Here is a 12,588-nt window from a genome sequence, read left to right on the forward strand (position 1 = left end):
TCCGGACCGCCGGGTACCGTGCCCGGATGGACCTGATGGAATGGACCTGATGGAGTGGATCGATTCGGAGGGCGGGCCGCTGGTGCTCGTCCCCGGGACTGTGCTCGGCGCGTGGACCGGCTGCGCCGGCTCCGACTACGACCGCGCCTGCGGCATCGACGACCACATCGGGCTGCTGGACGTCGGCCGGACCCAGGCGCTGGTCCTCGGCGACGAACCGGCGTCGACGACCTGTCTGCCGGAACAGGGCCTGCTGCTGCGGTGGGTGGCGGCGGAGACGGAGGAGGCGGTCCTCGCCGCCGTGCCGCGCGCGCTGCGGCGCGCCGCATGGGGGCCGGCGTCGACCCGGGAGGTGCCGGACGGGCCGGTGTACCTGTTCGACGCCGGGTGGACGGGCGAGGAGTCCGCCGCCGAGGGCCGGCTCCGCCTCGACCTGCCCACCAGGCGCCACCGCGTCCGCGCCGCCCTCGTGGAGCCGGACGAGGAGACCACGGTCGTCCTGGTCCGGCTGGAGCCGCTCGGCAGCTGACCGGACGGCCGGACGGCCGGACCGACTGATGAACGGACGGCCCGATCACCGGACGGCCCGATGAACGGACGGCCCGATCACCGGACGGCCCGATCACCGGACGGCCCGATGAACGGACGGCCGCCGTAGGGTGTCCGGCATGACCGTCACGGAACAGGGTGTGCGGATGGCCGTCCGGTGCGGGGACTGCGGGGGCACCGCCGTCCGCAGCGTCGGACAGTTCCTGATGCACGGGCGGGACTTGTGGTGGGACGCCGAGCGTTCCTGCCCGCACTGCGACGCCTACCTGTGCGAGCACTCGGGCCCGGAGGCGATCCCGGCCGACGTCCGCGAGGCGTTGCTGACCGCCCACGGACCGGCCCGGCTCCGACTCGCCGGGCCGCTGACCGACCCGGTCGCGGCACTGCGGGCGCTCCGCGAGGGCACGTCGGCCCCGCTGCAGGAGGCGCGTGCGCTCCTCGCCGAGCTGCGGGACTTCGGGCTGAGCGGGACGGCCGCCGAAATGGCGTACTGGAAGGCACTGCTGGCCGGACGGGGAGTCGCGGCGGAGGTCGCGGACGGCTTCGGCCGGGCGTACCGGTACGTGGGACCGCCCGAGCTGCGCGGGGCCGGGGGTCCCGGCGGTCAACCGGTGCGGACGGCCGACGAGTTCACGGCCTGGGTGGCCGCGCGGACGGCGGAGGAGCTGGCGGAGCCCTTCACCTTCGTGGTCGACCTGGGCGGTGCGCTGCGGCTCGCCCCGCGCCGCAGCGAGCACGTCGCCTGCGCGGGTGGGGACGTGGTGCTGAGCGCCGGGGAGATCGGGTTCCGCCGGTCGGCCGGGGACCGGGCGGACGGCGGAGGCCGGGAGGTCCCCGGGGGCTGGGAGGTCGGGACGGTCAGCAACCACTCCACGGGCTACTGCCCCGACACCGCCTCCTGGCCCGCCGTGGCCGCCGCCCTCGCCCGCATCGGCCTGCCGCACCCGGACGCCTTCACGTACGCGGCGGTCTTCCGCCGCTGCCCCCGGTGCGCCGGGTGCAACCTCGTCCGCGAGGAGCACTACGCCTGCGCCCTCTGCGACGCGGACCTGCCCGAGCGCTGGAACGTGGACCCGGCGGACCTCGGGGCGTAGGGGGGCCTGGTCCCGCGGGCATGACGGCGCAGGGGTGCGGAGGCGGGAGTCTCCGGCGGGCCGGACCGCCCGACCGTCCGTGGCGGAACCGCCCCGTCACCGCACCCCCGGCCCGCCCCCACCCCCGAAACCTCCGTGGCGATGTCGGGCCGGGCCGCTAGGGTCTGGGGGTCAGGGCCGGGGAAGGGTGGGGCACGTGGGGTGTGAGCAAGTGGCAGGTCTGCCCGGCGGGGTGGTGCACGCGGGAAGCCGGGAGTTCCTGGCACGGGAGGGCCTGCCGGCCGCCGGGGCGTTCCTGGACTTCGGCGCGCTCGCGACCGGAGTGCTGCGGCCGCTCCCCGCCGACGGGGAACGGCTCTTCGTCCTCGGGGAGACGGACTACTGCACGCCCTTCGCCGCCGTCGGCAACCTGGTGCTGCTCGACGGGACGACCGGCGAGGTGCTCCTCGACAACGGCGGCCCGCGACGGGACCTGCTCGCCTCCGACCTGACCGCGCTGGCCGGCCTGGTGAGGGAGGTCGAGGCGGTCGCCGAGGCCGCCCGACGGCCGGAGGCCCTGGACGGGCAGCGCGGCCCGGCCGTCGTCGCCGAGGTGGTGGCGCGGGCCGAACGGCTGATGCGGGAGGCCGACCCGGGCCTGTTCTCCGACGACTCCGCGCCGCCCGCGCACTGGAGCACCGCACTGCTGGTGCACGCGCTGGGCTGGGGTGCGCTGCCCGGCGGCCCGGACGGGCCCGCGTACGAGGTCGGCCCCGAGCTCGTGGCGGAACTCGCCGCGCTGACGAACGAGGACGACGGCCCCGGACAGGTGCACCGCTTCCGGCCCGAGCACCTGCCCGCCGCCCTGGTGCACGAGCCGACCCGACGCCTGCTGACCGAGGTCGGACTGCCGCTGGGCGGAGCGATCTTCGGAGTGTGCGAGGAACCGCTGGTCACCATGGGCGAGGCGTACCCCGAGTACTTCGACGGCGAGGAGGAGCGCCCGTACCAGCGGGACTTCATCGCCCTCGGGGACTGGCCGACCGACCTCACGATCGCCCTGGACGGCGCCACCGGCCGACTGGAACTGCCCGACTGGTACGACGACGGCCAGCCCGAGGCCTACCTGAACCGCGACCTGTCCGCCCTGCTCTACGCGCTCTGGACGTACGAACGGCTGCGCGCCGAATGGGAGCGCTGGGACCACGGCCGGAGCCACGACACCTGGGCGGTGTTCGACCCGCAGTCGCTGCTGAGCACGGTGGTGGACCGGCTGGTGGAAGCCGTCGACCCGGAGGCATTCGCCTCGCCCGGCTGCTCCTGGCGGCTGCTCGCCGAGGACGGGCACATGGGCGGCATGCTGGGGTGACGCCGCCGTCCGCCGGTGCCGTCGCCCTCTCCCTCGCCTCGGTCGGCGTGCTGTACGACCTGCTGTACGTCCGGTCGCTGGACTGCGCCGAGCACTGCGAGCACGGCCGGGCGGCTAACGGCTGGCGGCTGGCGGCTGGCGGCTGGCGGCTGCTGGAGACGGGCGCATCCTGGCTGCCGCCCGATGCCTGGTGCCGGTTCGAGCGCCGGAGCCTGTCCGCCACCCCGTTCTGGGCGCCGGTGCTGTTCTACGACCTGCTGACGGTGGTGGCGTGGGCGGCGACCGGCCCGGTCCGGCTGGTCCGGCCGCACCCGTACCCGGGGCTGGGGTGGCGGCAACCGGGGCCCGGGCCGGGCTGACCCGAGCTGTTCCCGGCTGGTCGGTCTGTTCGGACTGGTCGGGCTGACCCGGATCGGCCCGGACCGGTCGGCGGTGTGGCGGGGAGCAGGGCGGGAGGGCACCCGGAGTGCTGCGGACCGGCCGTAGGGTGGGGCGGTTCGATCACACGGAAGGACACCTGCGGGATGCACGGCGATACAGGGGACCTCTACCGCACGTTCGCGGAGCAGGAGGCCCGCGGCAACTCCGCGACCTACCGGGAACTGGCCGAACGCGTCGCCGAGGACGGGCGGTTGTGCGCGTTGCTGGACGGACTGCCCGCCGCCAAGCGGCAACCGAACCTGCTGTTCGGCGCGGTCCGCCACCTGGGCGGGCCGGTGGCGGAGGGCTGGCCGGCCTTCCGCGACTGGGTGGCGGCCCACTGGGACGAGACCTCGGCCACGATGCTGGAGCGCCGCACGCAGACCAACGAGGCGGGCCGCTGCGCCACCCTGCTGCCGCTGCTGGCGACGCTGCCGCAGCCGCTCGCACTGATCGAGGTCGGCGCCTCGGCCGGGCTCTGCCTCTACCCCGACCGCTACCGCTACCGGTACCTGCCCGCGGACGGCGCGGGTGACCCGGTGGCCGAGTTCGGCGCAGCGGCGAGCCCGGTGGCGCTGGACTGCGCCGTCAGCGGGCCGGTGCCGCTGCCCGCCTCCCTGCGGGAGCGGCTGCCGGAGGTGGTGTGGCGGGCCGGCATCGACCTCAACCCGTTGGACGTCCGGGCCGAGGAGGACGTGCGCTGGCTGGAGTCGCTGGTCTGGCCGGAGCAGACCCACCGGCTGGACCGGCTGCGCGGCGCCGTCCGGGTCGCCCGGGCCGAACCTCCGCTGCTGGTGCGCGGCGATCTCAACGCGACGGTACGGGAGTTGGTGGCCCGGGTACCGGCGGGGGCCACACCGGTGGTGTTCCACAGCGCCGTCCTCGCGTACCTGCCCCCGGAGGCGCGGGAGGAGTTCGCGGCGACCGTCCGCGAGCTGCCCGGGCACTGGATCTCCAACGAGGCGGTCTCCGTCCTGCCCGCCGTCGCCCGGCGCCTCCCCCGCCCGGCCCCGGCCGGATCCGGGCTGTTCGCGCTGGCCCGGGACGGGCGCCCGGTGGCCTTCACCGGGCCGCACGGGCAGTCCCTGGACTGGTTCGACGACGCCCCGGCGGCCGGGCCGGGACGGACCTCGGACACAAGGGCTTGAAGTTGCCGCAACGGCAGCTCCTACCGTCGTGACCAGGGCCGGAGGAACCGGCCCCGGTACGACGACCGTGGGGAATCGGAAGCGAGGGGAGGCGGCCATGGCCTGGCCGATCGCAGAGGTGGCCCGGCTGTCCGGGGTGACCGCCAGGACTCTGCGGCACTACGACGAGATCGGACTGCTGCCGCCGGCCCGGATCGGCTCCAACGGCCACCGCTACTACGAGGAACGGCAGTTGCTGCAGCTGCAGCAGATCCTCGTCCTGCGGGCGCTGGGCGTGGGGCTGACCGAGATCGCCCGGATCCTGGGCGATCAGGTGGACGAGCTGGACGCCCTGCGGGGCCATCACCGGAGGCTGGTCACCGAACGCGACCGGCTGGACGCCCTGGCCTCCACCGTTTCCCGCACGATCGTCGACCTGGAACACTCCCGGAAGGACGGCACACCCATGACCATCAACCGCCCCGAGAACCTGTTCGAGGGCATCCGGCCCGACGACGTCGACGCGAGCCTGCGCGACTTCCCCGAGCACGCCGAGGCGGCCCGGCGCGCGACCGCCGCGATGAGCCCGGAGGAGATCGAGGCCGGGCAGCGCGAGCGGACCGCGCGCATGATCCGCCTGGCCGAGCTGATGGCGGCCGGCCACCCGGCCGACGCCGAGCCCGTGCAGAGCATGACCGCCGAGGAGTACGGGCTGCTCGGCACGATCCGGTCCGTTCCGGCGGAGGAGTACCTCGCCATCGCGCGGTCCTGCACCGAGAACGAGCAGTGGAGCACCGCCTACGAGGCCATCGCCCCGGGCCTGGCCGCGTACCAGCGGAGCGCCATGGAGGCGTACGCGGCGGCGCGGCTGCTCTGAGCCGGGCTGTCCCGAGCCGGACTGTCCTGGCCTCGGCTGTCCCGAACTCGGCTGCTCCGAGTTCGGCTGCTCCGAGTTCGGCTGCTCCGGGACGGGCTGCTCCTGGGTGCGGCTGCCCCTGCGGTAGCTGCGCCCGGGCGGGCCGCTCCCGCAGGGGACGTGCCTGCGGGAGCGGCCCGCCGCCGAGCGCTCTCCTGCCGTCACTCCGTCCGCAGCGCCGTGACCGTCCGGGTCCGGGCCGCCCAGGTGGCGGGGAGCGCGGCGCCGAGCAGGGCCAGCACCAGCCCACCGAGTATCAGCGGCCCCACCACCGACGGGTCGAAGACCCCGAGGTCCGCGCCGGGCACGCCGATCCCGGCGGCGCGGGCCATCGCCGGCATCACCTGGTGATGCACCAGGATCCCGATCGGCACCCCGATCAGGCCGGCCACCAGCCCGCTCCCGCAGACCGAGGTGAGCACCATGCCGACGGTCTGCCGGGGCGACATCCCGAGCGCCTTGAGCACGCCGAGGTCGTGTACCCGCTCCCGGGTGTCCAGCAGCACTGTGTTGAGCACTCCGAGCCCCGCGACCACGGAGAGCAGCAGCGTGAGCGTGCCCGCCAGGGTGTTCATCGCCAGCACCACGATGCTGATGTGCTGCTCGCCCGGCTCGGCGCCCAATCCCATCGGCCGGACCACGTCGTCGAGCGCGTCGGCGTACGCCTTCGCGTCGGTGCCGGGGGTGAGGTCGATGTGGAAGGAGATCGCCTCGGTGGCGACGGCGCCGCCGATCGGGGCCAGCGCGGCCCGGTCCAGGAATACGGAGTCCCCGGTGGCCAGGACCTCGCCGGTGATCTTCGCCGGGGTGGTGCGCCCGTGGTCGGTGAGGGTCACGGTGTCGCCGACCTTCGCCTGGTTGGCGCGGAGGTAGGCCGATCCGACCACGACCTCGCCGGGTCCGTGGAACCAGCGGCCGGTGACCAGCTGGTAGCCGTTCCACGAGGCGTCGCCGCTGAACGCGACCACGTCCGAGCGCCCGGTGTTCCCGGCCAGGGCCACCGGCGACGGGACGGTGCTGTACCAGGCCCTGGTCCCCGGGCGGGCGCCGATCGCCCGCGCCACAGCCGCCTCGTCCACGTGGTCGACGGGCTCCGTGGTGCCCTCGATCGGGGTCCGGACCACGACCTTGTCGGCGCGCCCGGCCTCCAGACCGTCCTGGACCAGGCCGAGCGAGAGCGTCAGGCCGACGCAGAGCGTGACTCCGGCCGTGCCGAGCACCACCGCGGCCCCCGTCGTCACCGAACGGCCCGGCCGGTGGAACGGGCCCGCCAGCCCGAGGCTCAGCGAGCGCGGCACCGGCAGTCGGCCGATCCCGTTCCGGATCCCCGTCAGGAGGCCCGCCGTCCCCGCCCGGCCCGCACCGCCCCGGGCGGCGGCCCGTTCGACGCCCGGCGCCGTCCGGCCGACCGCGAGTGCCTCCACCGTGCGCAGCCGTCCGGCCCGCAGGGCCGGCACCAGCGCGGTGACCGTCACGGCGGCCAGGGCCGCCGCCGCGACCGTGAGGTCCACCCAGAGCGGGATGCCGAGCAGACCGCCACGCAGGGCCTTGTGGGCCATGCCGAGGACGGGCACGGAGAGCAGGTTGCCGCCGAGCACGCCGAGTGCCGTGCCCGCTCCGGCAGGGATCAGCGCCTGGCCGACGTAGGCGCGCGTCACCTGGGCCGGCGTGAAGCCCAGGGCCTTCAGAACACCGATCCGCCGGGTGGCGGCGGTGACCGCGCCACTGACCACGACGCCGATGATCAGCACCGACAGGGCGAGGCCGAGCACCCCGAAGGCCGTGACGAACGGGACGAAGGTCGAGGCCGTCCGGTCCGCCTCCGCCTGGGCGGGCCGGTAGGAGGTCGCCCTGGTGAGCGCGCCGGGCGGCACCGCGGCAGCGATCGCGGCGTGGTCGGCCTCCACCTCGGCGTCGGTACCGGCGCGGGCGAAGCGGTAGAGGTACTGGGCGGCGGGCGTCGTGCCGGGCGCCGTCAGCCCGGCGACCTGCTCGGGGGCGACCCAGCCGTCCGCGCTCCAGGAGACGGAGGCGGCGAGGCCGACGACCTTGAGCGTCGGCTGCCCCGGCAGGTCCGGGAACCGCATGCTGTCGCCGACGGCCAGCGGGGAGTGGCCGTCGAGGAACACCACCTCGCCGGGGCCAGCGACCCAGCGGCCCATGGTGATCCGCAGGCCGTCCATCGGGCCGTCCTGGGCCCGGCCGACCAGTGTCATCGGCGGGAGCGGGCTGCCCGGCGGCGGGATCCTGGTGTCCTCTCCTGTCCGCGCCCGGACGGTGACCGCCGGGTAGGGACCGGCCGAGGCCGTCACGCCGGGCGCGTGGGCGGCCGCGGCGAGCTGGGCGGGGCTCGCCCCGGCCGGGTCGTACAGCACGTTGAGGTGTGCGCCGTGCTGGTCGGCGAAGGACCGCTGGTACGGGCCCCGGGCGGCGACCAGCAGCCCGATCGCGAGGATGCACGCCGTCACGGACATCATCGTGGTGAGCACCATGACCAGGGTCTGCACCCGCTTGCGACCCACCCCGGCCCGGACCACCTTGCCGAGGGCGCTCATCCGCCCACCCCGTTCCGCTCCTGCGCGGCGTTCGCCCGCCCGCACCCGTTCCCCGTCCGCCCACTCCGATGCGCTCCCCGCCCCCGGATCACCGCGCGCCCCCGGGAGCGGGCACGGCCGCGGTGTCCCGGACCAGTCGGCCGTCGAGCAGCTCGATCGTCCGGTCCGCGCAGGCCTCGGCGAGCGCGGTGTCATGGGTGACCAGCAGGATCGTCTGGCCCTCGGCGTTGAGCCCGCGCAGCAGGTCGCGGACGTCGGCGGCCGAGGCGGTGTCCAGCGCTCCGGTGGGCTCGTCGGCCAGCAGCAACGGCGGGCGGTTCATCAACGCCCGCGCCACCGCGACCCGTTGGCGCTCACCGCCGGAGAGCCGGCCGGGGAAGGCCCTGGCGTGCCGGGCCACCCCCAGCCGCTCCAGCAGCTCGCCGGCCCGGGCGCGGGCCTGCTCCTTCCGCATCCCGGCGAGCTGGGCCGGGAGCAGGACGTTGTCCTCGACGTTCAGGTCGTCCAGCAGGTTGAAGAACTGGAACACCATGCCGATCCGGCGCCGCCGGTACTCGGCCAGCGCGGCCTCGCCGAGCCGGTGGACGGCCACGCCGTCCACCTCCACCGCTCCCTCGCTCGGGCGGTCGAGGCCCGCGATCAGGTTCAGCAGGGTGGACTTGCCGCTGCCCGAGCGGCCGACCACGGCCAGCGCCTCGCCGGCCCGTACCTCCAAGTCGAGGCCGGCCAGGGCGGGGCGGGCGGCGGCGGATCGGTCGTACGTCCTGCTGACGCCGCGGATCCGGATGATCGGCGCGTTCACGGGCCCTCCACGGTTCGGGGTCCGGCACCGGAGGACCCGGGCCGGCTGACGGGACATGACGCTACGAATCGGCACGGGGGTGCGGACAGCCGTCTGGACGGCCTCTGCGGGGTGTATCCAGATACACCCCGAAGTGGGTGTCCAGGCCTAGAGCGCCGACCGCGGCGGCCGGGCAGACTGACTCACCGAAAGATCGGAACCGGGCCCTCGGGGGCTTCGGGGCCAAGGGCTTCGGAGCCCCCGGACGGGGACTCCGGGACGGCGAGGGGGCGCATCATGAGGCCGGACGCGAGCACCGGAACAGGGACGGTCGGCGCGGGGGCAGGGGCGGGTGCGACGGGGGCGACCGGCCGGGCCGCCCGGCAGATGGGCCAGGCCCTCGTGGACGGCGTGCGCGCCTGGTACGCGGTGACGCTGGCCGTGACGGGCCTGGTCTCGCTGCTGGCCGGGCCGGTCCTGCTGGCCGCCGCGCTGTTCGGCCCGGACGAGTCCCGGCCGTTCGGGCCGGGCGGCCCGCTGATCCTGACGGTGCCGTTGGGGCCGGTCGCCCTCTGGGCGCTCTGCTGGGCCACCGGGGGCGGTGGCCGGGCCGTCGGGGCCGCCCTGTTCGCGCCGGGCGCGATCGCGGTGATGGCGACGCACCTCTACGGCGGAGCCGCGCCGGGAGGCCGCTCCGTCTCGCTCTGGCTGGCGCCCTCCCTGCTGGTCCTCGCCCTGTTCGGCGCGCGCTGGACCGCGACGGAGAGCAGGCGGGTGGTCGGGAAGTGGAGCGGCCGGCCGGTCCCGGTGCCGTACCGCCGACCGCCCGGCGCCACCGGCCCCTGGCAGCGGCTCCGGGCCGGTGGCTGGCTGACCGACCCGGCGACCTGGCGGGACCTCGCCTGGGTGCTGCTCACCGGCTGCACGGTGCTCCTCACCGCCGCGGTCATCGTGCTGACCCCGGTCGCCCTGCAGGTCTTCGGCCGGAACGGGCCGTTCGTCGCGCTCGGCGTGATCTACGGGATGGGCCTGACCGTCGCCCCGGTGGCCGCGCTGTGGGCCGCCCCGCCGGTCCTGCGGATCCACGAGTGGACCGTCCGGGCCCTGCTCGGCCCCTCCCGCCGGACCGAACTCGCCCACCAGGTCAGCCACCTGGCCCGGACACGGGCGGACACCATCGACGCCGGGGCCGCCGAACTGCGCCGGATCGAGCGGGACCTGCACGACGGGGCGCAGGCCCGGCTGGTGGCCCTGGGCATGCTGCTGACCGTGGCCGAGCAGCTGAAGGACGACCCGGACGCCCTGGGCCCGCTGCTGGCGGAGGCCCGGACGTCCTCGGTGAAGGCACTGGGAGAGCTGCGGGACCTAGTCCGCGGCATCCACCCCCCGGTGCTCGCCGACCGCGGACTGGCCGACGCGGTGCAGGCGACGGCACTGGACCTACCACTGCCGGTCACCTTCACCGGCGCCCTGCCGGGCCGGGCACCCGCGCCGGTGGAGTCGGCCGCCTACTTCGCGGTCACCGAGTTGCTGGCCAACGTGGTGAAGCATGCGGGCGCCTCGCACGTGTGGATCGAGATAGGGCACAGTGGCGGGCTGTTGCGGATATCGGTGACCGACGACGGGCGCGGCGGCGCCGACCCGTCCCGGGGCACCGGCCTCAGCGGAACCGAACGCCGACTGGCCGCCTTCGACGGGGTGCTCGCGATCAGCAGCCCGTCCGGTGGTCCGACCATCGTGAACCTGGAGATCCCGTGCGCGTTGTCATCGCCGAAGACCTCTTCCTCCTCCGGGACGGCCTGACCCGGCTGCTGGAGGCCAACGGCATGGAGGTCACCGCGGCGGTCGAGAACGGCGACCAACTGCTCGCCGCGGTGGACGCCGACCGGCCCGACATCGCCGTGGTCGACGTCCGGCTGCCGCCGGGCTTCACCGACGAGGGGCTGCGGGCCGCGCTGGCCGCCCGTCAGGCGCACCCGGGCCTGCCCGTCCTGGTGCTGTCGCAGTTCGTGGAGCAGCTGTACGCGCGCGAGCTGCTGGCAGGCAGCACCGGCGGGATCGGCTACCTGCTCAAGGACCGGGTGATGGACGGCGCCCAGTTCATCGACTCCGTCCGACGGGTCGCCCAGGGCGGTACCGCGATGGATCCGGAGGTGATCACCCGGCTGCTCACCCACAACTCCTCGGCCGGCCCGGTCTCCACCCTCTCCCCCCGCGAGCGGCAGGTGCTGGGCCTGATGGCGGAGGGCCGTTCCAACGCCGCCATCGCCCAGCAGCTGGTGATCACCGAACGGGCAGTCGCCAAGCACACCGCGTCGATCTTCGTCCGGCTCGACCTCCAGCCCTCCGACGACGACAACCGCCGGGTCCTGGCGGTCCTGGCCTACCTCAACAACGCCTGAAAGGGGCCGCCGACCGCCGTACGCGAATGATCGAACGCTCCGTGACTGAACGACCACCGACAAGTGATGAGTGGCCCTCCGCTGCAGGGGGCTCGCCCGCCGCCGAACCGGTCATTTAGGCTGGTGAGGTGCTCATCCTTGTTCGCCGCCGTCACGTGGACCTGCTCCGCGTGACCACCATGTCCTGTCGACGCTCCGGCTGAACCTCTCACCACCCACCCTCAACGGCGGCCCCACCCGGCCGCCCCCGCCTCCCGGCACCCGGAGCACCCGCCGCACCAGGCCCTGCTCAGGCGCCCCCGGTCGACCACCGGGCCCGGCCGGGACGAGACCCAGCGGATGTCACACATGACGCAGCAGCACACCCCCATATCCGAAACCGGCTCCGGTTCCACCCCCGCGGACGCCCTCCCGGTGATCGACCTCTCGCTCGCCGACGGCAGTGCGGAAGACCGCCGCCGCCTGCACGACGAACTCCGCGCCGCGGCCACCGGCGTCGGCTTCTTCCAGCTCGTCGGCCACGGTGTCACCCCGGAGGAGACGGCCGCGCTCACCCGGGCCATGCGCGCCTTCTTCACCCTCCCCGAAGCCGACCGGCTCGCCGTGAGCAACCTCAACTCCCCCCACTACCGGGGCTACACCCGCACCGGCGACGAACGAACCGGCGGCAGCCAGGACTGGCGCGACCAGCTGGACATCGGCGCCGAACTGCCCGCGCACGTCCCCGGCGCCGGCGAGCCCCCGTACTGGTGGCTGGAGGGCCCCAACCAGTGGCCCGCGGCGCTCCCCGAACTGCGCACCGCCGCACTCGGCTGGATCGACCACCTCGGCGGGGTCGCCCGCCGGCTGCTGCACGAACTCCTCACCGCGATCGGCGCCCGCCCCGACTTCTACGACGAGGCCTTCGCGGGCCACCCCCACCTGCGCCTCAAGCTGGTCCGCTACCCCGGCACCGCCCCGGACGGCGCCGGCCAGGGCGTCGGCGCCCACAAGGACTACGGCTTCATCACCCTGCTTCTCCAGGACACCGTGGGCGGACTCCAGGTCGAGCGCCAGGACGGCAGCTTCCTGGACGTGCCGCCGATGGAGGGCGCGTTCGTCGTCAACCTCGGCGAACTGCTGGAGGTCGCCACGGACGGCTACCTCAAGGCCACCAGCCACCGGGTCGTCAGCCCGGCCGGCGCCCGCGAGCGCTTCTCCGTCCCGTTCTTCTACAACCCGCGCCTCGACGCCCACATCGCGCCGCTGGACTTCCCGCTCGCCCACCACGCCCCCGGCGCCACCGAGGACCCCGACAACCCCCTCTTCGCCGACTTCGGCCTCAACGAGTGGAAGGGCTACACCCGGGCCCACCCCGAAGTCACCCGCCGCCACCACGCCGCCCTCGCCTGACCCT

11 protein-coding genes are annotated in these 12,588 nt (G+C 75.0%); 9 read left to right on the forward strand and 2 right to left on the reverse strand.

What is annotated here, in order from left to right; translation table 11 throughout:
* The first annotated feature begins 49 nt into the window (after window positions 1–49).
* From AB0D10_RS24040 to AB0D10_RS24065, 6 genes are all read left to right on the forward strand, one after another.
* Window positions 50–529, forward strand: coding sequence for an Imm21 family immunity protein (locus tag AB0D10_RS24040; protein WP_360259785.1), 480 nt, complete (start codon window positions 50–52; stop codon window positions 527–529).
* A 139-nt stretch (window positions 530–668) separates the two neighbouring features.
* Window positions 669–1,643 carry a hypothetical protein gene (locus AB0D10_RS24045; RefSeq protein ID WP_360259787.1) on the forward strand — a complete coding sequence of 325 codons (975 nt, stop codon included), beginning with the start codon at window positions 669–671 and terminating at the stop codon, window positions 1,641–1,643.
* Window positions 1,644–1,854: 211 nt separating this feature from the next.
* A complete protein-coding gene (locus AB0D10_RS24050) occupies window positions 1,855–2,991 on the forward strand; it encodes an SUKH-4 family immunity protein (protein WP_360259788.1) in 1,137 nt (378 codons plus the stop codon).
* The gene (locus tag AB0D10_RS24055) at window positions 2,988–3,350 is read left to right on the forward strand and encodes a hypothetical protein (RefSeq protein WP_360259790.1); all 363 of its coding nucleotides are present in this window, start codon (window positions 2,988–2,990) and stop codon (window positions 3,348–3,350) included. Before AB0D10_RS24050 ends, AB0D10_RS24055 begins: the two co-directional genes overlap by 4 nt.
* Window positions 3,351–3,515: 165 nt before the next feature.
* Window positions 3,516–4,559, forward strand: coding sequence for a DUF2332 domain-containing protein (locus tag AB0D10_RS24060; protein ID WP_360259792.1), 1,044 nt, complete (start codon window positions 3,516–3,518; stop codon window positions 4,557–4,559).
* A gap of 97 nt (window positions 4,560–4,656) precedes the next feature.
* Window positions 4,657–5,415 carry a MerR family transcriptional regulator gene (locus AB0D10_RS24065; protein ID WP_360259794.1) on the forward strand — a complete coding sequence of 253 codons (759 nt, stop codon included), beginning with the start codon at window positions 4,657–4,659 and terminating at the stop codon, window positions 5,413–5,415.
* A 200-nt stretch (window positions 5,416–5,615) separates the two neighbouring features.
* Here the strand turns inward: AB0D10_RS24065 and AB0D10_RS24070 are convergent, their stop codons facing one another.
* A complete protein-coding gene (locus tag AB0D10_RS24070; RefSeq protein WP_360259796.1) occupies window positions 5,616–8,009 on the reverse strand; it encodes an FtsX-like permease family protein in 2,394 nt (797 codons plus the stop codon).
* An 88-nt stretch (window positions 8,010–8,097) separates the two neighbouring features.
* Window positions 8,098–8,811 carry an ABC transporter ATP-binding protein gene (locus AB0D10_RS24075; protein WP_360259798.1) on the reverse strand — a complete coding sequence of 238 codons (714 nt, stop codon included), beginning with the start codon at window positions 8,809–8,811 and terminating at the stop codon, window positions 8,098–8,100.
* A gap of 276 nt (window positions 8,812–9,087) precedes the next feature.
* Here AB0D10_RS24075 and AB0D10_RS24080 point away from each other — a divergent pair, with 276 nt between their 5' ends.
* The 3 genes from AB0D10_RS24080 to AB0D10_RS24090 all read left to right on the forward strand — a co-directional run bounded on the left by AB0D10_RS24080 (window position 9,088) and on the right by AB0D10_RS24090 (window position 12,584).
* Window positions 9,088–10,593, forward strand: coding sequence for a histidine kinase (locus AB0D10_RS24080; protein ID WP_360259800.1), 1,506 nt, complete (start codon window positions 9,088–9,090; stop codon window positions 10,591–10,593).
* Complete coding sequence (locus tag AB0D10_RS24085) at window positions 10,545–11,192, forward strand: response regulator transcription factor (protein WP_360259802.1); 648 nt, start codon at window positions 10,545–10,547, stop codon at window positions 11,190–11,192. Before AB0D10_RS24080 ends, AB0D10_RS24085 begins: the two co-directional genes overlap by 49 nt.
* Window positions 11,193–11,540: 348 nt before the next feature.
* Entirely contained in the window at window positions 11,541–12,584 is a 1,044-nt protein-coding gene (locus AB0D10_RS24090) for a 2-oxoglutarate and iron-dependent oxygenase domain-containing protein (protein WP_360259804.1), read from the forward strand.
* Window positions 12,585–12,588: the final 4 nt, after the last annotated feature.

The sequence above is a fragment of the Kitasatospora sp. NPDC048545 genome, from assembly GCF_040651155.1.
In the GTDB taxonomy this organism is placed as follows: Bacteria; Actinomycetota; Actinomycetes; order Streptomycetales; family Streptomycetaceae; genus Kitasatospora.